The organism is Selenomonas sp. oral taxon 149 str. 67H29BP, from assembly GCF_000146365.1.
Lineage (GTDB): Bacteria > Bacillota > Negativicutes > Selenomonadales > Selenomonadaceae > Centipeda > Centipeda felix.
This window is the reverse complement of the sequence record NZ_GL397087.1, coordinates 1,397,645-1,420,059: the sequence shown is the minus strand read 5'-3', so window position 1 is coordinate 1,420,059 and position 22,415 is coordinate 1,397,645. Positions and strand designations below refer to the sequence as shown.

The following is a 22,415-nucleotide window of genomic DNA, read 5'->3' as shown; positions in this document are numbered from 1 at the left end:
CCTATGCCAGAGGGGACGGAGCAAAAGAAAGCGCCGAGCACCGACATCATTGAGCGACTGCTTGCCAAGGGTAAGAAGAACGGTGGGTCGCTGCTTTTTGGTGAGCTCATCGACGCGCTGCAAAAACAGGATATGTCCCCCGACGAGATGGACGATATGTACCAACGCTTCAGCGATGAGGGCGTGGAGATTGTCGATGATGTGGCGGCGGCGGGGGATGCGGCAGACGATGATGGCCCCGACAAGGAGGAAGAGGTCGAGATCGACCTCTCCGTGCCCGAGGGTATCTCACTGGACGACCCCGTCCGTATGTATTTGAAGGAAATCGGACACGTCCCCCTCCTCACGGCCGAGGAGGAGGTCGCCCTCGCTCAGCGCATGGAGGCGGGCGACGAGGAAGCGCGGCATCGTCTGGAGGAGGCGAATCTGCGCCTCGTCGTCAGCATCGCGAAGCGCTACGTCGGACGCGGCATGCTCTTTCTCGATCTCATCCAAGAGGGGAATCTCGGGCTCCTGAAAGCGGTCGAGAAGTTCGACTACAGCAAGGGCTATAAATTCAGCACCTATGCGACGTGGTGGATCCGGCAGGCGATTACGCGTGCCATCGCCGACCAGGCGCGTACCATCCGCATCCCCGTGCACATGGTTGAGACGATCAACAAGCTCGTGCGCATCTCGCGCCAGCTCCTGCAGGAGCTCGGCCGTGACCCGCGCCCCGAGGAGATCGCAAAGGAGATGGGCATCAGCGTCGCGCGCGTCCACGAGATCATGAAGATCGCACAGGAACCCGTGTCGTTGGAGACGCCGATCGGCGAGGAGGAGGACTCCCACCTCGGCGACTTCATCGAGGACGAGGCGGCACCCGCACCAGCGGAGGCGGCATCGTTCATGCTCCTGCGGGAGCAGCTTGAGGAGGTCTTGGAGACACTGACCGACCGCGAGAAGAATGTCCTGCGCCTGCGCTTCGGCCTTGAGGACGGGCGCTCGCGCACACTGGAGGAGGTCGGGCAGAGCTTCGGCGTGACGCGCGAGCGCATCCGCCAGATCGAGGCAAAGGCGCTGCGCAAACTCCGCCACCCGAGCCGCAGTAAGGTGTTGCGGGACTTCCTTGAGTAGTTGGCGAAACTGCAGCCAACATTTTTCTTGACAGCGGGGCATACAGCCTTTATAATACGCTTGTCTGACACATTCCTCGATAGCTCAGTCGGTAGAGCGTCTGACTGTTAATCAGAATGTCACTGGTTCGAGTCCAGTTCGAGGAGCCATTTGAATTTTTGGAGTGTAACGGAGAGGTTACACTCCTTTCTTATATTTGTTTGCGGGGATGTGCCCCGCGTAGTGAAACGACAAGGAGGGGGGCTATGCAGCTCGATGCGCGGCTGGCGGCGATTGCGGCGCTTGTTCCGCACGGAACGACACTGGCGGACATCGGCGCAGACCATGCCTACCTCGCAGCGACGCTTGTCCTGCACGGGCACGCGCCGCGTGCGGTCGTCGGTGACCTCAGCGCGGGCGCATGCGAGGCGGCGCGGCGGACGGTCGGCACACAGCGGCTCACACAGCAGGTTGACGTGCGGCAGGGAGACGGGCTCTCCGTCCTCCTCCCGGGCGAGGCGGAGAGCATTGTTATCGCGGGCATGGGCGGCGCGCTCATCGCCGATATCCTTGCGGGGGCGCAGAACATCCTCGGAGATGTCGGGACGCTCGTCCTCCAGCCGATGAACGGTGCGGAGAAGCTGCGCCGCTGGCTCTATGCGCATGACTGGACGATCGAGAAGGAGACGCTCGCCCGTGCGGGGGGACATCTCTATGAGATCATCCGCGCCGTGCACGGACACACGGCGATGCCCGATGAGGCGCTGCTCCACATCGGCACGCAGCCCGTCCAGCAGCGCGACCCGCTCCTCGGCGAGCACATCGCGCGCAAGGCGGCGCGGCTCGCCCGTGCAGCAGAGGGCATGGAGGGGAGCGCGGAGGCCCGCCGGAGTGCGGAGTACCGCGAAACGGTGTCACTCTTGGCGGCACTGCGGACAATGCAGGCGCTCATCCATGCGGATCGACGAACACCCTAAGCCCCGTCGAAATGGGGGGAGAAACCTAGCGCTTCCTAAGCCTCCCCCGTCGCCCCCCATCGAAAACCTAAGGAATCACTGATAAAATGAGGTCTGCCAGATTGGCGCAGATTTTTTCGTCCGAACGAGGTGGAAAACCGGACGCAGAGTGGTGCTCTGTGGAGGATTTTCCGCCGAAGTGCGGGCAAAAAAGATGCGTCAAGATGGTTGTACCGAATTTATCAGTGCTTCCCTCACGCATCTAAGGAGGTCACCTATGCTCAGCTGTCAGGTCGTCATGAACGCCCTCGAACGCATCGCTCCGCATCATCTGGCGGAGGACTGGGACAACACAGGCCTGCTTGTCGGCAGCTTTTCACAGAAGGTGGAGCGCATCCTCGTCGCGCTCGACGTGGACGACACTGTCGTTGCCGAGGCCATCGAACGCAGAGCGGACATGATCGTCGCGCATCACCCCGCAATCTTTCGCGGCATGAAGCAGCTGCGCACCGACCTCCCGCTCGGACGGCGGCTCGCCGCGCTCCTTACGCACGGCATCGCCGTCGCGGCAGCGCATACGAACCTCGACATCACACGCGGCGGCGTGAACGACGTCCTCGCAGAGCGTCTGGGACTGGAAAAGCTCAGCAGCTTCATCATGGTCGCGCAGGCGGACGGCAGCGCGGAGAGCCTCGGACGCATCGGCACGCTCCCCGCCCCCGTCGCCATCGACGACTTTGCCCATAGCGTGTGCGAGCGGCTCGGCGTCTCCCACGTGCGCCTCGTACGTGTCGCCGATCGCCCCGTACGGCGCGTGGCCGTTGTCGGCGGTGCGGGCGCGGAGTTTATCGACACAGCCGTGCGGCGCGGCGCAGATGTCTACCTCACGGGGGATGTCAAGTACCACGAGGCACAGCGCGCCGCCGAGCAGGGCATGCACCTCATCGACGCGGGGCATTTCGGCACGGAGCGCCCCGTTCTCCCCGTCCTCGCCGACCTCCTGCGCGCGGAGCTCGCGGCGGAGCACGGGACGGTGGAGATCCACGTGACCGAGACACAGCGCGACGTATTCGACGTCATTATATAGGAAAGGGAATCTATGGAGCAGAAGCATATCCGCAATTTTTCCATCATCGCCCACATCGACCATGGAAAATCCACCATTGCCGACCGCCTCATCGAGTACACGGGGACACTCAGTGAGCGCGAGATGGAGGCGCAGGTGCTCGACAGCATGGATCTCGAGCGCGAGCGCGGCATCACCATCAAGGCACAGACCGTGCGCCTCGACTATCGCGGCGAGGACGGGGAACTGTACGAGCTGAACCTCATCGACACGCCGGGACACGTCGACTTTAACTACGAGGTCTCGCGCAGCCTTGCCGCGTGCGAAGGCGCACTCCTCGTTGTGGACGCGGCGCAGGGCGTGGAGGCACAGACCCTGGCGAACGTCTACCTCGCGCTCGAGCACGACCTCGAGATCGTGCCCGTCATCAACAAAATCGACCTGCCAAGTGCCGAGCCCGAGCGCGTCAAGGAGGAAATCGAGGACAGCATCGGCCTCGACACGAGTGCCGCCGTCCTCGCCTCGGCCAAGACCGGCATCGGCATCAAGGAAATCCTCGACGCTGTCGTCGCCTACATCCCGCCGCCCGAGGGCGACGCGGACGCACCGCTGCGTGCGCTCATCTTTGACTCCTACTTCGACGCGTACAAGGGCGTGATCGCTCACGTGCGCGTCAAGGAGGGCGTGATCCAAAAGGGTATGAAGCTGAAACTCATGGCGACGGGCAAGACCTTCGAGGTCACGGACGTCGGCTGCTTCCGCCCGCGTCCTGTCGATACGGGGGAACTCCGCACGGGTGAGGTCGGCTTCATCGCGGGGGCACTCAAGGACGTACGCGACGTGCGCGTCGGCGACACCGTCACGGGTGCCGAGCGCCCCACCGCCGAGGCGCTGCCGGGCTATCGCGGCGTTACGCCCATGGTCTTCTGCGGCCTCTACCCCGAGGACAGCAAGGACTATGACAACCTCCGCGAGGCACTCGAAAAACTCCAGCTCAACGACGCCGCCCTCGTCTTTGAGCCCGAGACCTCCATCGCCCTCGGCTTTGGCTTCCGCTGCGGCTTCCTCGGGCTCCTCCACATGGACGTTATCCAGGAGCGCCTCGAGCGCGAGTACAACCTCGGCCTCATCATGACCGCGCCCTCCGTCGTCTACCACGTCTACCGCACGGACGGCACCATGCGGGAGGTCAGCAACCCCGCCGACCTCCCGCCCGCGACCGAGATCGAGCACATCGAGGAGCCGTGTGTCAAGGCGACCGTCATCGTGCCAAAGGACTACGTCGGCGCCGTCATGGAGATCTCACAGGAAAAACGCGGCGTGTTCCAGACCATGGACTACCTCGACGCGACGCGTGTCACCGTCATCTACCACATCCCGCTGAACGAGATCCTCTACGACTACTTCGACCGTCTGAAATCCGCCACGCGCGGCTACGCCTCCCTCGACTACGAGCTGATCGACTACCAGACCAGCAATCTTGTCAAGCTCGACATCCTCCTCAACGGCGACCCCGTGGACGCCCTCTCAACCATCGTTCACCGTGACCGTGCCGCCGCACGCGGCCGCCAGCTCGCGGCCAAGCTGAAGGAAATCATCCCCCAGCAGATGTTCGAGATCCCCATCCAGGCGGCCATCGGGAGCAAAATCATCGCGCGCGAGAATGTGCGCGCCCGCCGCAAGGATGTCCTCGCAAAATGCTACGGCGGCGACATCACGCGCAAGCGCAAACTCCTCGAAAAGCAGAAGGAAGGCAAAAAGCGCATGAAGGCCGTCGGCAGTGTCGAGCTCCCGCAGGAGGCATTCATGGCGGTGCTGAAAATTGACGACTGACGTACGCGGGGCAGAGGGAGAGCCGTGGGGCATCTACGTCCACATCCCCTATTGCGTGAAAAAATGTGCATACTGCGACTTCGTCTCCGTTCCGTCCGCGCCGCGTGCGGCGGAGATGGAGGACTATGCGGCGGCGCTGACGGCAGAGCTCCTGCGCGAAGTGCCGCCGCTTCGTGCCCGGCGGGGTGCGGCAGCGACCATCTACGTGGGCGGCGGCACGCCGACGGCACTGCCCGCGCCGCTCCTCATGGGAGTGCTGGAGACGCTCCGCACGGCGGCGGGAACGCCTGTGGAATGGACCGTCGAGGCGAATCCCGGCACCGTGGACACAGCGTACCTCGGCGCACTCCGCGCGGCGGGGGCGAACCGTCTCAGCCTTGGCGTACAGAGCTTTGACGACACGCTCCTCTATGGCATCGGGCGCATCCACACCGCTGCGGAGGCGGCGCAGGCCTTTCACGCGGCACGCGCAGCGGGCTTTGAGAATATCAGCATTGACCTCATGTACGGCCTGCCGGGGCAGACCCTTGACCACCTGCGGCGCAGCGTCGCGGCAGCCGCCGCCCTCGCGCCGGAGCACCTTTCCGTTTACGGGCTGACCGTCGAGGAGGGAACGCCGTTCGCGGCGATGCAGGCAGCAGGGCGGCTCGACCTCCCCACGGAGGACGCGGCCGAGGAGATGTATGACTTCCTCATGGCGGAGCTGCCCGCGCGCGGCTACGCCCGCTATGAGATCGCGAACTTCGCGCAGCCGGGCTTTGAGAGCCGTCACAACCGCGGCTATTGGCACATGACCCCCTACCTAGGCCTCGGCGCGGCGGCGCACGGCTATGTGGACGGTGAGCGCTGGGCGAACGAGGCGGACATCCCCGCCTACATCCGCGCCATGCGCGCGGGCACGAGCGTCCGCACGCCCGAGGACGGCGCGCGCACACGAGAGCGTGCGATGGAGGAGTATGCCTTCCTCGCCCTGCGCACGACGGCGGGCATCGACGCGGCGGACTTTCATCGCCGCTGGGGGCGAGACTTGGAGGAGGTCTATGGCGCGGTGATCGCGCACTACGCTGCGCTCGGCCTCCTCCGCCGCACGGCGGCGGGCGCTGCGCTGACGGCGGCAGGCATGAAACGCGGCAACGAGGTCTTTGCCGCATTTTTGCTTGAGGAGTAAGGAATCGCTGATAAAATGAAGTCCGTCAGATTGGCGTAGATTTTTCGTCCGGTTGAGGAGGCAAACCGGACGCATAGCGGAGGCTATGTGGAGGATCGCGGGCAAAAAGCGGGCAAAAAAGATGCGCCAAGATGGCGGTGCTGGATTTATCAGTGCTTCCTTAAAGCTGTGGTATGATAGGGAAGCTAAATATTGCCCTCTCCAAACCTCCCCCGTCACGACGGGGGAGGTGGCGAGCCTCACGAGCCGGAAGGGGCGCCATGGAGACGATGGCGATACCTGTGCATCGAGCGATAACCACGCAAGTCACAAGCGCCCCCATCGCCCCACTGCGTTCGGCACTTCCCCCGCCTCGGAGGGGGAAGCTGGCGTACTGTAAATCAATTATCAATAAAGGAGAAATTTCCATGAAAACACTGACCATGATCGAAATGCAGGGCTGCCCCTACTGTGCGAATGCACATCGCGCCATCGACGCACTGCGCGCAGAGGGCGGCGCGTACGCGGATGTTCCGCTCACCTTCATCGACGAGAACCGCGAGCCCGCGCGCACCCAGCCCTACGCCGGGCAGTACTACTACGTCCCGAGCATCTTTATGGACGGCACGAAACTCTACGAGGCGCAGCCGGGCCAGAGCTACGAGGCCATCTATGCTGAGGTAAAGAACGCGTTTGATGCGGCAAGCGCTGAGTAAGGGGACGCGGTTTACACGAGGCTGACAATCTTGTGTAACAGCTTTGCCTTTGTGCCCCTTCCACCGCTTGCACGCTCCCCCTTGCTGACCTGTCCAAGAAGCAAGTCCACAGGACGAAGCTGATTGGGTAACAGGTCGTATGGGAAAACGTCCCAAGAACACGAGCGACAGCGATGTGTGATTGGCTGACGTTGACCGCTCCCCGTGATAACGGGGAAGGCTTTGGAGGATCACGGCATAGTAGCTCGCTTGCGGGAGAAGTGGCGAGCACAGCGAGCTGATGGGGGCGGCAGCCACATCGGCTCGTGAATTGCGGCACAAATACGTGAGAATTTGCTCTCAAAACGAAATAAAACTTGTAAAATTGTTTGAAATGACGCATAATAAACAGCGAATTAGATTTAGCGCATTCCTATGGAGAAATGCGCAGCTGAAAAGGATGAGGTGATTGTATGCATCAACCGGTCACGGACAACCCCTTCGTCATTATGGTCATCAACATGGTCATTGTCTTTGCTGTGCTGACGGCGGTGTGGGGGCTCATTGAGCTTGTCCATCTGATTGATCCAACCAAGAAAAAGGAAGTGCCGGCAGCGCCGCCGCAGACAGCTGCCGTACCTGCTGCACCCGTTATGGCTGCCGCACCTGCCGCCGCGGATGAGGGCGTCAGCGCGGAGACCATCGCAGTCATCGCCGCCGCCGTCGCCGCCTGCGGCTGCAGCCCTGCACAGATCAAGGCCGTGCGTCCGGCGGAACAGCCCTCGTGGAGCCGTTATGCCCGCGAGCGCGGGATGCGCTAAGGAGGGATCATCATGGACTTTATCAATGCATTTTCCGTCTCCCTGCAGGCGATTGTACAGGGCAGTGGATTCTCAGGATTCACATCCGGCAACCTCATCATGATCTTCGTTGGACTGGTGCTCCTCTACCTTGCGTTTGCCCGTGACTTTGAGCCGCTGCTCCTCAGCCCGATCGCCTTTGGCTGTATCCTTGCGAACATTCCGTTCAACGGCTTTGAGGAGCCTGGCGTCATGTCCGCGATCGGCATGGGTATCAAATACGAGATCTTCCCGCCGCTCATCTTCCTCGGCGTCGGTGCGATGACGGACTTCGGCCCGCTGATTGCACGTCCCTCGAGCCTTCTCATGGGCGCTGCGGCACAGTTCGGCGTCTTTGTTGCTCTCCTCGGTGCGATGTGGTTTGGCTTCACGGCACAGGAGGCAGGCTCCATCGGCATCATCGGCGGTGCGGACGGCCCGACCTCGATCTACCTCGCAACGAAGATGGCACCCCACCTCCTCGGCGCAATTGCGGTCGCGGCATACACCTACATGGCGCTTGTGCCGCTCATCCAGCCGCCCGTCATGAAGCTCCTCACCTCGAAGAAAGAGCGTGAGGTCGTCATGGAGCAGGCACGTGAGGTCACGAAGTTCGAGCGCATCGCCTTCCCGATTGTCTCGACCATCTTCATCAGTCTGCTGCTCCCCTCCATCACGGCACTGCTTGGCATGCTCATGCTCGGCAACCTCTTCCGTGAGAGCGGCGTGACGGATCGTCTCTCCGATACGGCGCAGAACGCGCTCATCAATACGGTCACGATCTTCCTCGCGCTTGGCACGGGTCTCACGATGAGTGCAGAGAACTTCCTCGTTGCTGAGACCATCCTCATCATCTTCCTTGGTTTTGTCGCCTTCATCTTTGGTACGGCGGCAGGCGTTGTCCTCGGCAAGATCATGTGCCGTGCGACGGGCTGGAAGGTCAACCCCCTCATCGGCTCTGCGGGCGTCTCCGCTGTTCCGATGGCGGCGCGCGTCAGCCAGATCGTCGGCATCAAGGCAAAGCCGGGCAACTACCTCCTCATGCATGCCATGGGGCCGAACGTCGCAGGCGTTATCGGCACGGCGGTTGCGGCAGGTGCGATGCTCGCGATGCTGATGTAATGCGTGCGCCTGTTGGCTGAAAGTCCAAGGGGCTGTTGCATATCCCCCTATCGGCTCGCTGCGCTCGCCGCTTACTGACCTGTCCGAGAAGCAAGCCCATATCCTAAGCCTTCCCCGTTATCACGGGGAAGGGGGACCGCGCAAGCGGTGGAAGGGGCACAAAGACGGGGCTGTTGGCGAACACTCTATATTTGACAAAATCATCCTTCCTCTGTACTATGGGGGAAGGATTTTTGTATTCTTCGCACACTTCCACCGAAGAACCGATAAGAACAAGTGGGAAAAGAAAAGTACCGCCCAAGACAAAAGAAAGGCGCGGGCTTTTATCATGGGAGGAAATTTATGCGCGGCACATTCTACGGCATCGGCGTCGGTCCAGGCGACCCCGAACTGCTCACCGTCAAGGCAATCAAGGCAATTGAGGCAGCAGATGTCCTCATTGCCCCCAAGACCGAGAAGAAGGACGGCAGCGTCGCCCTCAAGATCGCCCGTCCCTACCTTAAAGAGGGCGTCGAGATCGTCTATCAGGTCTTCCCCATGGTCAAGGACTTCGCGAAAAATCCCGAAGCATGGGAGGAAAACAAAGCAGAGATCCTCGCTCTCCTCGACGCGGGGAAGAACGTCGCCTTCCTCACCCTCGGCGACCCCATGTTTTACAGCACCTACATCTACGTTTTCCGTCTCATGGAGCAGGAGGACGTCGAGATCGTCACCATCCCGGGCGTACCCGCCTTTGCCGCGATCGGCAGCCGTCTCAATCGCCCCGTCGTGGAGGGCGATGACATCCTCGCCATCATTCCCGGCACGGCGGACCGCGCAGACATCGAGAAGATTCTCTCCGCCGTGCAGAGCGCTGTCGTCATGAAGGTCTACCGCAACGCCCCCGAGATCATTGACCTTCTCGCAGAAAACCACATGGCGGAGGATGCTGTCCTTGTCAGCCGTGCAGGACTCGACGATGAGAAGATCATCCGCGACATCGGTGCGCAGCGCGGCGAACCGCTGAACTACCTTTCCACTATTCTTGCACGGAGGAACTGACATGAGAGCATTGGGAACAATTTTCCTCATCGCCGCCACCCTCGTCCTCAGCGCGTGCGGTGCGCCCGCCCCTTCCGCTGACAGCGGAGCGGGCGGCAGCTACGCCACTGTGACGGATGACAACGGACGCACGGTCAGCTTTGACCAAAAGCCTGCGCGCATTGCCGTCACCTCTGCCTCCTTTATCGCGCCGCTCTACGCCGTCGGCGGCGAGGTCGTCGGACGCCCCGACTCCAAGATGAAGATCCCGGACGCAGCAAAGGCGGCGCCCTCCATCGGAAAAACCTACCAGATCGACACAGAGAAGCTGATCTCTCTCTCGCCCGACCTCGTCCTCCTCAATCGCGGCATGAACGAAAAGCTCATCGACACGCTCGATGCGAACGGCATCAAGACCCTCGTCCTCGACGGCAAGAGCTACGATGACGTAAAGCGCGAGATCGGCATCCTCGCCGCGCTCACGGGGGAGAAGGAAAAGGGGGAGGAGCTCGTCCGGAAGATGGACAGCGACCTCGACGCCGTCCGCCGCTCCATCCCGCAGGAGAAAAAGCGCGTCGCCATCATCCACAGCACAGGGCAGGGACTTTCCGTCCAGCTCGACGGCAGCATCGCGGGCTGCATTGCAAACATGCTCGGCTGGGAGAACACGGCGGCAGGCATGCCTGCCCTCGACAAGAACCCCGACGCCGCCCCCTACAGCATGGAGACCCTCGTCGCACAGAACCCCGACATCCTCTTTGTTACAAGCATGGGCGACGAGGCGGAGATCCGCGCGTCCATGGAGGCAATGTTCGCGGATAACCCCGCATGGCAGACCGTCACGGCCATCCGTGAGGGCAGAGTCTACTACCTCCCGCAGGAGATGTTCCTCTTCAGCCCCGGGCTTGACTACCCCGCGGCGGCGAAGTACATGGCGGGGCTCGTCTATCCATGAGAAAACGCATCCTCGTCCTCGTGTTCTTTGCCGCACTCGCCGTCATCGGCTGTATCGTATCGACGGCAAAGGGGTCGGTGGACATTCCCTGCGCGGAGATTGCCGCCGCCCTCGGCGGCGTGCGTGACACGGCGCACGCCCAGATCTTCTGGAACATCCGTCTGCCGCGCACCATCGTTGCTGCCCTCGTCGGCGTAAACCTCGCCCTCGCGGGGGCGATCCTGCAGGCGATCCTGCGCAACCCGCTCGCCGACCCGCACATCATCGGCATCTCCTCCGGCGCAGGACTGGCGGGCATCTTTATCATGCTCGTCCTGCCTGGAGCGGCATGGCTCATCACGCCGGCGGCGTTCGGCGGGGCGATGTTTGCCGCCCTCCTTATCTATCTCCTCGCGTGGCGTGACGGCATCCGACCGACGCGCGTCATCCTCGCGGGCGTCGCCGTCTCGGCATTCCTCGGCGCTGGCATCTCCGCCATGATGATTCTCTACAGCGACCGCGTCCACAGCGCGCTCATGTGGATGGTCGGCGGACTCTCTGCGCGGAGCTGGCCGCACGTCGAGATGCTCCTGCCGTACACCGTCGGTGCGGGGCTCTGCGCCCTGCTTGCGGCGGGGCGGCTCAACATCCTCCTGCTCGGCGACGACATGGCGCGCGGCGTGGGGCTCGCCGTCGAGCGCACGCGCGTCATGCTCACGGCGCTCGCCGCCCTGCTTGCCGCGAGCGCCGTCTCCGTTGTGGGGCTCCTCGGCTTCGTCGGGCTCATCGTCCCGCACGCCGCACGCCTCATGGTCGGCGCGGATCATCGCGTGCTCCTGCCCGCGGCGGCACTCCTCGGCGTCGCCGTCCTCACCCTCAGCGATACAGCGGCGCGGCTGCTCTTTGCCCCGCTTGAACTGCCCGTCGGCATCCTCATGGCGGTCATCGGCGCACCGTTCTTCCTCTATCTCCTGCGGAGGCAGCTATGAGCGCCGTACTGCGGGCGGCGGGGCTCACCGTCTCCGCCGCCGGACAGGAGATCCTGCACGGTGTGGACATCGAGATCCCGGCGGGGCGGCGCACGGCGATCATCGGCCCGAACGGCGCGGGCAAGACCACCCTCCTGCGCGCCCTCGCGGGACTGAACCCACACTATACGGGGACGATCGAGCTGGCAGGACGCGAGCTGCGCAGCTATACGGCGCGGGAGCTGGCACGCGTGCGCGCCATCCTGCCGCAGGAGCGCGCGGCGGCCGCGGGGCTCACCGTGCGCGAGCTCGTCGCCTACGGCCGATTTGCCCACGCGGGGCGGTTCTCCCTGCGCACGGGGGCGGCAGACCGTGACGCGGTCGCGTGGGCGATGGAGATGGCGAACGTCGGCGCATTCGCCGCGCGCGACGTACACACCCTCTCGGGCGGCGAGCGGCAGCGCGTCTTCCTCGCGATGGCGCTCAGTCAGAAGCCGCGCCTCCTCCTCCTCGACGAGCCGACCACCTACCTCGACATCGCGCATCAGCTGCGCGTCATGGAGATCACGCGCCGCCTCAGCACGGAGCATGACATGACCATCCTCATGGTACTGCACGACATGGCGCACGCCATGCAGTACGCCGACGACATCATCCTCGTGCACGACGGTGCTGTCGCCGCCACGGGCACGCCCGCCGAGGTGCTCACCGAGGAGCGCATCGCCGACGTATTCGGCGTCCGCGTCGAGCTCCTGCGCGCGTCGGGCGGCACCCGCATCCCCGTCCCCCTCGCCCTCGTGGGGGAGTGAGAGTGGTCGAGATGCATCAACAATCATTGAATGCCTTGACCCCGTAACGCCAACGCCAGCCTCCCCTGCCGAAGCAGGGGAGGTGGCACACGCAGTGTGCCGGAGGGGGCGCCACGCACGCGGGGATGTCTCTGCCATAGGAAGTCAGCAGCCACGCACAGAATCTGAATCCAATCTGAATTTCATCACCTAGTATAAAATTAATTCACAATAGGACTTGCATTTTGCTTTTCTGCATGGTAATATAAAGACGTTCCAAACGAGAGGATACAGAGGGCAAAGGAAACATGGATACTTTCACCCGCGTATTCCTCCGAATGGAAATCGAGTATTTCTCATTTATTGAAGGAGGAGTTTCTCATGAAGAAGACACTCGTATCCGCACTCGCGACGGCACTCGTTGTCGGCGCAGCATCCACCACGTTCGCAGCTGCGAACCCGTTCTCCGATGTGCCCCGTGACCACTGGGCATACGACGCTGTGACGCAGCTCGCTGCTGACGGCGTTGTCGAGGGCTACGGCGACGGCACGTTCCGCGGCGACCGCAACATCACGCGCTACGAGATGGCGCAGATGGTGGCAAAGGCAATGGCAAAGGGCGATATGTCCGCATCGGATCGTGCGCTCGTTGACCGTCTCGCAGCAGAGTTCGCTGATGAGCTCAACAACCTCGGCGTCCGCGTCTCGAACCTCGAGCGCAACGCTGACATGGTAAAGTGGAACGGCAAGCTCCAGTATAAGTATGAGAGCCTCCGTCCCGAGGGACAGGCAAAGGACACCACGAATGAGGTGAAGTTCCGTCTCGAGCCGAAGGCTGAGATCAACGATCACTGGCATGCGATCGCACGTCTCGACGCCGACCTCAACGTTGCAGATGACACGGGCAAGGATGGCAAGGTTACGCTGAAGCGTGCCTACGTGCAGGGTGACTACACGAACTTCCAGGTTCGTCTCGGCAAGATGGCGCTCCTCTCCTCAGAGGGCTATCAGGCACCGGGATCCATCGTCCTCGATGACAACTTCTCTGGCGCACAGGTCACGTTCGGCAGTGATCTGAAGGCAACGCTCGAGGCTGGCCGCTACAAGGGGGCATTCCTTAATAAGGATAACCTCAGCGAGCGTGCGAACTACTATGGTGCGAAGCTCAACTATGAGAAGAACAACTTTGTCGCAGGTGCGGGCTACTACCACTTCAAATCGAAGGACATCGGTTCCTACACGTCGAACGGCAAGGATACGCTTAACGTTTGGGGCGTAGACCTCGGCTATCACTTCGACAAGAACAGCTTCCTCTCGGGTGCCTATGCACATGCGAACAAGCTGGATGTAGACAATAAGTACAAGAAGTCCTATCAGGTGACCTACGCCTACAAGGGTGCAGACATGATGGATAAGGGCTCGTGGGGCGCATACCTCTCCTATCGTTACCTCGGCGGTGCATCGGTTGCTGCAACAACGGATGGTGCACAGTTCGGCACGAAGGGCATTGAGGTCGGTGCGGACTACACACCGCTCAAGAACGTTGTTCTGACGGGTAAGTACTTCAACGGCAAGAAGATCGACGGCGGCAGCAACGACAAGGTTCAGAAGCTCTACGGCACGGTTGAGTTCTTCTTCTGATCGATTCTTCGGTCAGCGGCAGAACACCGCCTAATAAAATCCCCCTCCTGCGAGAGGGGGATTTTTGTGTTGTGTTTTTCTTGCCCATGGGTGATTCCACGTGTTATAATACGCCAAAGGAGGGGGAGACAATGCGCAGTTATTCATCCCGAGAGATCATTAAGCTTTTGAAATCTGATGGATGGTATGAGGTGCATTGTGTCGGGGATCACCACCAATTCAAACATCTGACGAAGAAGGGGCGTGTGACCGTGCCGCACCCTGTCAAGGATCTTCCCCAGTATCTTGTAAAGTCGATTGCCGAACAGTCAGGGCTCGCACTCTAAGGAGGGAATTCCCATGAATGATACGTATGTGTTCCCTTCCGTTTTCCATACAGAAGCGGACGGTATTTCGATATTTTTTCCTGATTTGCCGGGCTGTTTTTCGTGCGCAGATACAATGGAACAGGCATTTTCGCGTGCGAAGGAGGCACTGCAGCTGCATCTTTACGGGATGGAGGAGGATGGTGAGACAATCCCTGCCTCATCGCCCGTCGGGAAGATTCCGCTTCGTGCAGGAGAAACCATCGCTATGATTGAGGCGTGGATGCCTCCCTTCCGTGAGCGGATGGATAACAGGGCGACCAATAAGACGGTGACCATTCCACGTTGGCTTGATACACTGGCGCGGCGAGAGAAGGTGAACTACTCTCAGCTCCTCCAGCGTGCGCTGAAATCCTATCTCGGCGTAGGAGAGAATCCGTCCTCGCGTGTGCATATTTGAGGAATCAGTGAAACATGGGAGCTGCCGGATTGACGTAGATTTTGTCCGATTTGCCAACAATAAGCGGACGAAAAAATATGCATCAAAGTAAAAAAGGGGTGTTTTTTATTGAGGCAATTTTTTTAGAAAAGATTGTGGCGTGAGCGCTGGCACACGTAACGAAGTAAAACCACTTGCATCTCGTGTGATGATAAAATCGCAGTGGAGGGATTCCGCACAAACGGCGACAAGTCCGTCCTCAAAATCAGGCGTCCGATTGTGCAGAGCCTTCTGGATGTGTGCATACGTAACGTCACAGACAGAAAGAATATCCAGAATGTGTTCTATCGCTTGATAGGCAAGCTCTGTATCGTGCAGGTTCTTCCGTACAAAGTAGAATATGTCTGTGATGCACGAGGCTGTCGTATATCCCTTGATTTGTCTGCTTTCGCAGAGACGGAGAACGTCTGCGGATGATGCTGCGAATGGTGCTCGGGCGAGCAGAACGTCGAGAATGATGTTTGTATCACATAGGATGTTCATGACGTTGCAGCCTTTCTTCGCGGATGTCCGTTGCCATTGTTTCCGCAGGAGCGTTTTTTAGCAGACCATATAGATGGTCCACTGCACTCATTTTTGGGGCGACCATGTGCGCGACGGGTTTTCCCTCGACGGTGAGGAAAATATCCTCATGTGGAATGAGAGCCAAGTATTTATCCATATTGGCGTGAAAGTCAACGGTGGTGACAAACATAGTGACACTCCTTCCTTATAAAAAAGGGGCTGTGCTACTGCACAGCCCCTACTCTGTTACACGGATACGTCGATGCTGCCGCCGAGGCTCGGGTCGAGGCTCGCGGTGCTCTGCTCGATCAGGTCGAGTGCCTCACTGCTCGAGTCCATCGCCATCTTTGCGGCGGCGATGCCGACGCTCTGTGCAGTCTGCTGTGCCGCCATGCTGACGGAAAGCTGTGCAATATCCATACTCCATTTTCCTCTCATTAGACATAGATGCTGAAGAGATTCAGCATGTTCGAGTAACGCGACATGGTGGGCAGGGAGCGTCCATTCAGGATGTTTGACGCGTAGCTGAGCTGCCCGCCGATCGCCTGCTCCATGGTCGGGATGACGCTGCGGCGCGAAAACTGTGCCGCCTCTGCGTGACGGTCGGCGCGTCCCGCGAGTCCGCCTCGGCCGAGAATCGCCTCGGAGCGTGCGGGGGAGTCGATGAGTGCGTCGGCGAGTAGGTTCTCGTTGACGCGCAGCTTGCCTGTTGCGCCGTCGACGGAGATGCCCATCTTCGCATACGAACCCGCCATATAGGTGGTGTCGGAGAACTCGCTTGAGAGTGCCTGCACGCCCTTGCCGAGCTCCTTGTTCTCGCGCAGGAAGTCACTCGTCTCGTTGTACTTGCTGACGAGGTCCTTCACGTCCGAGATCGCGCTCTTCAGACGGTCGCTGTAGGAGCGTGAGCCGTCGGCATTCGTCGTGATGTCGCTGCGGCTGAACTTGAAGTCCGTGTTCTCGACGGCACGTGCCGCCTTGCGCAGATCCTTCATGTTGCCGTCGTACTCAGCATAGAACTTGGAGCTGGTCTCCGCATAGGTCTTGCGCAGCTTTGCCGCCTGATTCGCAATGGCGAGGATGGAGCTGAGCTCCTCTGCGCTCGAGTCCTGCCCGCGGTACTGTGCGGAGTAGAGACTGCTGTTGCCCTGCCGCTGCATGGGGCCGCCGAAGATGGCACGCGTCGCATCCGTGCGAGAGTTGCCGGCGTAGAGCGAGCGGTAGATGCTGCTCGCCGCGCTGGTCATCTGTGTAATCGTTGCCATGAATTTCCTCCTTCCGTGGTGTGTATGGTAGGGATTTTTTTCTACACCTATTATATCGTTTTTTTCGTAAATGTCATTAGGTGAGGGCAAAAATTTATCACGGCGGGCGTGCTGCGCGTGTGCCTTGCAAAGGCGGGCGAAATCTGTTAAGATAAAAGTATAGAGAAGGAGAACCTCTCATGGGGGATGCTCTCCCTCACCAGCAGACGGAAATAAACCGCTCCCGTGCCAAAAGCAGGGCGGTTATTTCTTTTTTATTGTCGAAACGTCACACGAGACAGAGGCGCCCCCTCCGGCACACTGCGTGTGCCACCTCCCCCGCTTCGGCGGAGGAGGCTGAGCTGCCGCGCCTCCAAGCCTCCCCCGCAAACGGGGAAGCTAATATACAGGTATCCTAAGCCTTCCCCGTTATCACGGGGAAGGGGGACCGCGTAAGCGGTGGAAGGGGCACAAAGAAGGGGCTGCTGCACGAAGTTTGCGACTTCGTGCAACGGCCCCATGAAAACAGGAGGTGTGCGGTGCGCGCAGCATTTATGACACTCGGCTGTAAGGTGAACCAGTTCGAGACGGAGACGATGGAGGGGCTGTTCCGTGCGCGCGGCTACGAGATCGTGCCGTTCGAGGAGCGGGCGGATGTCTACGTCATCAATACGTGCTCGGTGACGCATCTGAGTGACCGCAAGTCCCGCCAGATTATCCGCCGTGCCGCGCGCATGAATCCGACGGCGTGCATCGCTGTGGCGGGCTGCTACGCACAGGTATCGCCCGAGGAGGTGCGCGGCCTCGAAGGGGTGCGTGTCGTGATCGGGACGGAGGAGCGCGCGCGCATTGTGGACTATGTGGAGGAGGCACTGCGCGCGGACGGTGTGGTGGAGGAGATCACGGATGTGATGCAGGCACGTGCCTTTGAGGATATCCCCCTGCACGGCGTACCGCACCGCACACGTGCCTTTCTCAAGATCGAGGATGGCTGTCAGAATTTCTGCTCGTTCTGCATCATCCCCTATGCGCGCGGTCCGGTGAAGTCGCGTCCGCTCGCGGCGGTGGCGCGCGAGATGGAGAAACTCGCGGCGGCGGGCTTTCGCGAGGTGGTGCTGACGGGGATCCATCTCGGCGCGTACGGCATCGACCTCCCGCAGCGCCCAACGCTCGCCGATGCGTGCCGCACAGCGCTGCGCACGAAGGAGGTGCGGCGGCTGCGGCTGGGCTCGCTGGAGTCGGTGGAGCTGTCGGAGGATCTCCTCTCGCTCGTACGGACAGAGCCGCGCTTTGCGCCGCATCTGCACCTGCCGCTGCAGGCGGGGAGCGACAACGTCCTGCGTGCGATGAACCGCCGCTACGATACGGCGGCGTTTGCGCAGCTCCTCGCCGATGTGCGCCGCGCCGTGCCGGGCGCGGCGATCTCGACGGACATCATTGTCGGATTTCCGGGGGAGACGGAGGAGGACTTCACGGCAGGTCTTGACTTTGTGCGCGCGATGGGATTTGCGCGGATGCACGTCTTCCCGTACTCGGCGCGGCGCGGTACGCCGGCGGCACGGCGCACGGATCAGATCGCCCCGCCGGTGCGCAGGGAGCGTGCAGCGCGGATGCAGGCACTCGCTGAGGAGATGGCGGAGGCGTATCATCGTGCGGCGCTCGGCACGGTGGATGAGGTCCTCTTTGAGACGGAGCAGGACGGTGTGGCGGACGGACTGACAGGGACATACATCCGCGTCTATACAGATGCCGCCGTCCCGCGCGGCGAGCTCGTCCCCATGCGTCTCGTGCGTCTCTGCCGCGACGGCGTGTGGGGTGAGCGCGTCTAGGAGACTGCACAGAGCACAATGCGGTGCTCCCTTTTATTTGCTTGTGCAGCATGTCTATGGCAATCCTGCAACTTCCGGAAAATCCCCCTTGACAGTCTGCCTCAAAGATGTTATTATAATCACCGTCGCAAGACACGTGACTCAGTAGCTCAGCTGGATTAGAGTATTTGACTACGAATCAAAGGGTCGGGGGTTCGAATCCCTCCTGGGTCACCATTTTGAACGCAGACGCCGATGAAGATCGGCGTTTTTTTGTACATGGATGATATTTTTGTCATTGAGAATGAAAATATGAACGAGGTTCATATTTTGCTTTTCAAATGGCTTTTTTTTCGTTATAATAGTATTACTAACGAGAGAGGGTGCGATTCGTTTGGAAGAGAAGATGGGACGCCGTGAACGAAAGAAGCTGCAGTCGCGCAAGATGATTCTCGAAGCCGCGATCAGCGAGTTCTCGAAGAAGGGCTACAAGGAGACGTCGGTTGCGGACATCATGACGGCGGCGGATCTCGGCATCGGCACGTTCTACAACTATTTCGCCTCGAAGGAGGAGCTGCTGTTCTCTCTGCTCGGACGGCTGGGGGAGACGATACGCATGGCGCTTGCCGAAGCGCGGTCGGCGGAGCGCAGTTCGCTGGAGCTGCTTGAGGTCGGTGCGCGCGTGACGGCAAAGTTCCTCGATGAGAACCGCTTTGTGATGCCGCTCTTTCTCTCGGTGTCACATCATAAGCCGCAGGGGGCCCCTCCGCAGGAGGGGGCGGAGGATAAGCCGCATCCGAGCCGCATGGCGCCGCAGGTAAAGCGGGTCTTTACCGAGATTATCCGCGAGGGACAGAAGGCGGGCGAGATCCGCAGCGACGTTCCTGTCGATCTGATCGCGGAGATGTTCCACTCGCTGTATCAGGCGGCGGCGTTCAGCCAGCTGGAGCTGAGTTTTCAGGAGAATATCGCGCTCAAGACGCGCCTCCTCCTCGACGGCATCCGCAGGCGGGACGGGCAGTCAGAGGGCTGAGTGTTGTTTTCCCTACGGAGTGACGGCGCGAGCCGTGTTCCAATCTGTGTATTTAGGAGTACCAATGATCAGTGTAACGAAACTACTTTTTATGGATGAGTACTATGGTGATGCGCTGCGCTACTCGCACAATGCGCATCGGATGAAGAGCGGTGCAGCAGAGGGCATGGGCCCCGTGGTGGTCTGGAACTCGACGCGTACGTGCAATCTGCGCTGCCGCCACTGCTATATGGAGTCGGACGGGCAGAAGTACGACGGGGAGCTGACGACGGAGGAGGCAAAGCGCTTCATCGACGATCTCGCGGAGTTCCGCGTACCCGTGCTGCTCTTCTCGGGCGGCGAGCCGCTGATCCGTCCTGACTTTTTCGAGCTCGCGGAGCACGCGGCAGAGCGCGGCGTGCGTCCGACGCTCTCGACGAACGGGACGCTCATCACGCGCGATGTGGCACAGCGCATCAAGGATCTCGGCGTGGGCTATGTCGGCATCTCGCTCGACGGTCTGGCGGATGTGAACGATATGTTCCGTGGGGTGGACGGCGCGTACCAGCGGGCGATGGAGGGCATCGAGAACTGCGTCGCCGTCGGTCAGCGCGTGGGGCTGCGCTTTACGATCAATCACCACAACATCATGGAGCTCGATAAGATCTTCGATTTCATTGAGGAAAAGGGGATCAACCGCGTCTGCTTCTATCACCTCGTCTACTCGGGGCGTGGCGGGCAGATGATGGATGAGGATGTGACGCCCGAGGAGTCGCGGCGGGCGATGGATACGATTATCGCGCGGACGAAGGACTTTGAGGCGCGCGGTCTCAAGAAGGAAATCCTGACGGTGGACAATCATTGCGACGGGGTCTATATGTATCTGAAGGCACTCGCCGAGGGCAACGACGCGGGCGCGGAGCAGATCAAGAAGCTGATCGGCGCGAACGGCGGCAACCGCTCCGGGATCGCGTTCGGTGAGGTGGATCCGATGGGCTATGTGCACCCCGATCAGTTTACGCAGCATCATACGTTCGGCAATGTGCGCGAGCGCAAGTTCGGCGATATCTGGCAGGATGTGACGAATCCGATCATGGCGGGGCTGAAGGATCGTAAGCCGCTCCTGAAGGGACGCTGTGCGCGCTGTCAGTATCTCGACTGGTGCAACGGAAATTTCCGCACGCGTGCCGAGGCACGGACGGGGGATTTCTGGGCGTCCGATCCGTCTTGCTATCTGACGGATGAGGAGATCGGCGTCACGGGGGCGGCACTGTGAGCGCGCCGATGGAAGCGGCGCACGCCGCACAGAGTGCCCCGGCAGGACATCCGCATGGGATGGGGCATCCCGGTGGACATCCGCATGGCATGGGACAGGGCGGTCACCCCGGCGGGCACCCGAAGGGCGTCGCTGGCGGCGGGGTGAAGATCATCTCGTGGAACGTGACGAACGCCTGCAATATGTACTGTGCGCACTGCTATCGTGACGCGGGCTGCCGCGCGGACGAGGAACTCTCGACCGAGGAGGGCAAGAAGCTCCTGCGCGAGATCGCAAAGGCGGGCTTCCGCATCATGATCTTTTCGGGCGGTGAGCCGCTGTCGCGCCCCGATATTCTTGAGCTAGTCGCCTATGCGCGCGGGCTGGGTCTGATCCCCGTGTTTGGCACGAACGGCACGCTGATCGACCTGCCGACGGCAAAGGCGCTGAAGGAGGCGGGCGCATGCGGGATGGGCATCTCGCTCGACTCGCTCGACAAAAAGAAGCACGATACATTCCGCTCGTTCCCGGGCGGCTGGGACGGCGCGGTGCGCGGGATGGAGAACTGCCGTGCCGTCGGTCTGCCGTTTCAGATCCACACGACGGTGATGGACTGGAATGCGCACGAGCTTGAGGCAATGACGGATTTCGCCGTGGAGATCGGAGCAAAGGCGCATCACTTCTTCTTCCTCGTGCCGACGGGGCGCGCGGAGACGATCGAGGAGGAGTCGCTGCGCGCAGAGGCGTATGAGGATGTGCTCACGCGCATCATGAAGAAGCAGGAGACGGTGGACATCGAGCTGAAGCCGACCTGTGCGCCGCAGTTCCTGCGCATTGCCGACCAGCTCGGAGTGGATACGCGCTTTTCGCGCGGGTGTCTCGCGGGGCTGACGTACTGCATCATCAGTCCGCGCGGCAAGGTGCAGCCGTGTGCCTATCTCAACCGTGAGCTCGGCGATGTGCGCGAGACGCCGTTCGATGAGATCTGGGCGAAGAACGAGGTGTTCAAGGAGCTGCGCACGCTCGACTACGGCGGCGGCTGCGGCTCATGCAGCTATAAGAAGGCGTGCGGCGGCTGCCGTGCGCGTGCCGCGTACTACCACGGCGGTGACTTCATGGCGGAGGAGCCGTGGTGTCTCTACCACGGACGCCGTGGTGAGGCATAAAGAGATGTGAAAAACCCCCGACGATCGTCGGGGGCTTTTGTGTGAGATTTTAGTTGCGGATTTGAACAGATGTTTGTATAATAAGAATAGAGACCTTAACAGGCAGGGCGTCTATTTCTCCACTTCCATTATCCTACGGGAAAGGAGGTGGTGCACATGGGTTACTACGAGTTCATCTTTGCGTTGATTCTCGTCACTGGCTACATTGTTGCGATAAAAAAGAAATAACCGCCCCTACTAGCCCTAGCGTGGCGGTTATATCCTCTGCGTGAAGAAGTAGACGCCTTGTCAGGGTCTCTTCTCTATGTCTCTATTATATCAGAGAGCCACGTAACGTGCAAGATTTATTCGCTGCGGGTTACATCCTCGCTGTAAAAAAGAAATAACCGCCCTGCCTGAGAAACGGTGCGGCTAAATCCATATCCGTTTTGTGCCCCTTCCACCGCTTGCGCGGTCCCCCTTCCCCGTGATAACGGGGAAGGCTTAGGATAACGGCATATTAGCTTCCCCCGCTAACG

At 60.8% G+C, this 22,415-nt stretch carries 23 protein-coding genes and 2 tRNA genes; 21 read left to right on the top strand and 4 right to left on the bottom strand.

Annotated elements, in window-relative coordinates:
• The first annotated feature begins 3 nt into the window (after nt 1-3).
• The 16 genes from rpoD to HMPREF9166_RS06705 all read left to right on the top strand — a co-directional run bounded on the left by rpoD (nt 4) and on the right by HMPREF9166_RS06705 (nt 14,869).
• Nucleotides 4-1,116, top strand: coding sequence for an RNA polymerase sigma factor RpoD (gene rpoD, locus HMPREF9166_RS06785; protein WP_009753251.1), 1,113 nt, complete (start codon nt 4-6; stop codon nt 1,114-1,116).
• Nucleotides 1,117-1,189: 73 nt separating this feature from the next.
• Nucleotides 1,190-1,265, top strand: a tRNA-Asn gene (locus HMPREF9166_RS06780).
• Nucleotides 1,266-1,361: 96 nt separating this feature from the next.
• The gene (locus HMPREF9166_RS06775) at nt 1,362-2,072 is read left to right on the top strand and encodes a class I SAM-dependent methyltransferase (RefSeq protein ID WP_009753250.1); all 711 of its coding nucleotides are present in this window, start codon (nt 1,362-1,364) and stop codon (nt 2,070-2,072) included.
• A gap of 256 nt (nt 2,073-2,328) precedes the next feature.
• Complete coding sequence (locus tag HMPREF9166_RS06770; RefSeq protein WP_009753248.1) at nt 2,329-3,138, top strand: Nif3-like dinuclear metal center hexameric protein; 810 nt, start codon at nt 2,329-2,331, stop codon at nt 3,136-3,138.
• Between the two features lie 12 nt (nt 3,139-3,150).
• Nucleotides 3,151-4,950, top strand: a complete 1,800-nt coding sequence (gene lepA, locus HMPREF9166_RS06765) for a translation elongation factor 4 (RefSeq protein WP_009753247.1) — start codon at nt 3,151-3,153, stop codon at nt 4,948-4,950.
• Entirely contained in the window at nt 4,940-6,118 is a 1,179-nt protein-coding gene (gene hemW / locus HMPREF9166_RS06760) for a radical SAM family heme chaperone HemW (RefSeq protein ID WP_009753246.1), read from the top strand. The genes lepA and hemW overlap by 11 nt, the downstream gene beginning before the upstream one ends.
• A 407-nt stretch (nt 6,119-6,525) precedes the next feature.
• Nucleotides 6,526-6,813 carry a glutaredoxin gene (locus tag HMPREF9166_RS06750; RefSeq protein ID WP_009753244.1) on the top strand — a complete coding sequence of 96 codons (288 nt, stop codon included), beginning with the start codon at nt 6,526-6,528 and terminating at the stop codon, nt 6,811-6,813.
• A 452-nt stretch (nt 6,814-7,265) separates the two neighbouring features.
• The gene (locus HMPREF9166_RS06745; RefSeq protein WP_009753243.1) at nt 7,266-7,613 is read left to right on the top strand and encodes an OadG family protein; all 348 of its coding nucleotides are present in this window, start codon (nt 7,266-7,268) and stop codon (nt 7,611-7,613) included.
• A gap of 12 nt (nt 7,614-7,625) precedes the next feature.
• Nucleotides 7,626-8,753 (top strand): sodium ion-translocating decarboxylase subunit beta, encoded by a 1,128-nt coding sequence (locus tag HMPREF9166_RS06740; RefSeq protein ID WP_009753242.1) that lies wholly within the window; start codon nt 7,626-7,628, stop codon nt 8,751-8,753.
• A gap of 342 nt (nt 8,754-9,095) precedes the next feature.
• Complete coding sequence (cobI, locus tag HMPREF9166_RS06735; protein WP_009753241.1) at nt 9,096-9,794, top strand: precorrin-2 C(20)-methyltransferase; 699 nt, start codon at nt 9,096-9,098, stop codon at nt 9,792-9,794.
• Nucleotide 9,795: 1 nt separating this feature from the next.
• Nucleotides 9,796-10,728 (top strand): ABC transporter substrate-binding protein, encoded by a 933-nt coding sequence (locus HMPREF9166_RS06730; protein WP_009753240.1) that lies wholly within the window; start codon nt 9,796-9,798, stop codon nt 10,726-10,728.
• Nucleotides 10,725-11,696 (top strand): iron ABC transporter permease, encoded by a 972-nt coding sequence (locus tag HMPREF9166_RS06725; protein WP_009753239.1) that lies wholly within the window; start codon nt 10,725-10,727, stop codon nt 11,694-11,696. Before HMPREF9166_RS06730 ends, HMPREF9166_RS06725 begins: the two co-directional genes overlap by 4 nt.
• Entirely contained in the window at nt 11,693-12,484 is a 792-nt protein-coding gene (locus tag HMPREF9166_RS06720) for an ABC transporter ATP-binding protein (RefSeq protein WP_009753238.1), read from the top strand. The genes HMPREF9166_RS06725 and HMPREF9166_RS06720 overlap by 4 nt, the downstream gene beginning before the upstream one ends.
• A 360-nt stretch (nt 12,485-12,844) precedes the next feature.
• Entirely contained in the window at nt 12,845-14,104 is a 1,260-nt protein-coding gene (locus HMPREF9166_RS06715) for an S-layer homology domain-containing protein (RefSeq protein ID WP_039981158.1), read from the top strand.
• A gap of 131 nt (nt 14,105-14,235) precedes the next feature.
• Nucleotides 14,236-14,430, top strand: a complete 195-nt coding sequence (locus HMPREF9166_RS06710; RefSeq protein WP_039981156.1) for a type II toxin-antitoxin system HicA family toxin — start codon at nt 14,236-14,238, stop codon at nt 14,428-14,430.
• A gap of 13 nt (nt 14,431-14,443) precedes the next feature.
• The gene (locus HMPREF9166_RS06705) at nt 14,444-14,869 is read left to right on the top strand and encodes a type II toxin-antitoxin system HicB family antitoxin (protein WP_009753235.1); all 426 of its coding nucleotides are present in this window, start codon (nt 14,444-14,446) and stop codon (nt 14,867-14,869) included.
• 105 nt (nt 14,870-14,974) lie between these two features.
• Here HMPREF9166_RS06705 and HMPREF9166_RS13290 read toward each other — a convergent pair whose 3' ends face one another.
• From HMPREF9166_RS13290 to HMPREF9166_RS06685, 4 genes are read right to left on the bottom strand one after another with little or no spacing between them, the layout of a single operon-like run.
• A complete protein-coding gene (locus HMPREF9166_RS13290; RefSeq protein WP_009753234.1) occupies nt 14,975-15,391 on the bottom strand; it encodes a PIN domain-containing protein in 417 nt (138 codons plus the stop codon).
• Nucleotides 15,375-15,602 (bottom strand): hypothetical protein, encoded by a 228-nt coding sequence (locus HMPREF9166_RS06695; protein ID WP_009753233.1) that lies wholly within the window; start codon nt 15,600-15,602, stop codon nt 15,375-15,377. Before HMPREF9166_RS06695 ends, HMPREF9166_RS13290 begins: the two co-directional genes overlap by 17 nt.
• A gap of 56 nt (nt 15,603-15,658) precedes the next feature.
• A complete protein-coding gene (locus tag HMPREF9166_RS06690) occupies nt 15,659-15,850 on the bottom strand; it encodes a YjfB family protein (protein WP_009753232.1) in 192 nt (63 codons plus the stop codon).
• Nucleotides 15,850-16,677: a hypothetical protein gene (locus tag HMPREF9166_RS06685; RefSeq protein WP_009753231.1), complete on the bottom strand. Its 828-nt coding sequence runs from the start codon at nt 16,675-16,677 to the stop codon at nt 15,850-15,852. Before HMPREF9166_RS06685 ends, HMPREF9166_RS06690 begins: the two co-directional genes overlap by 1 nt.
• A 518-nt stretch (nt 16,678-17,195) precedes the next feature.
• Here HMPREF9166_RS06685 and mtaB point away from each other — a divergent pair.
• From mtaB to nirJ2, 5 genes are all read left to right on the top strand, one after another.
• Nucleotides 17,196-18,485: a tRNA (N(6)-L-threonylcarbamoyladenosine(37)-C(2))-methylthiotransferase MtaB gene (mtaB, locus tag HMPREF9166_RS06675; RefSeq protein ID WP_009753229.1), complete on the top strand. Its 1,290-nt coding sequence runs from the start codon at nt 17,196-17,198 to the stop codon at nt 18,483-18,485.
• A gap of 138 nt (nt 18,486-18,623) precedes the next feature.
• A tRNA-Arg gene (locus HMPREF9166_RS06670) sits at nt 18,624-18,701 on the top strand.
• A gap of 169 nt (nt 18,702-18,870) precedes the next feature.
• Nucleotides 18,871-19,497, top strand: a complete 627-nt coding sequence (locus tag HMPREF9166_RS06665; protein ID WP_009753227.1) for a TetR/AcrR family transcriptional regulator — start codon at nt 18,871-18,873, stop codon at nt 19,495-19,497.
• A gap of 64 nt (nt 19,498-19,561) precedes the next feature.
• Complete coding sequence (gene nirJ1, locus HMPREF9166_RS06660) at nt 19,562-20,752, top strand: putative heme d1 biosynthesis radical SAM protein NirJ1 (protein WP_009753226.1); 1,191 nt, start codon at nt 19,562-19,564, stop codon at nt 20,750-20,752.
• 8 nt (nt 20,753-20,760) lie between these two features.
• Nucleotides 20,761-21,897 (top strand): putative heme d1 biosynthesis radical SAM protein NirJ2, encoded by a 1,137-nt coding sequence (nirJ2, locus tag HMPREF9166_RS06655; protein WP_009753225.1) that lies wholly within the window; start codon nt 20,761-20,763, stop codon nt 21,895-21,897.
• Nucleotides 21,898-22,415 lie beyond the last annotated feature (518 nt).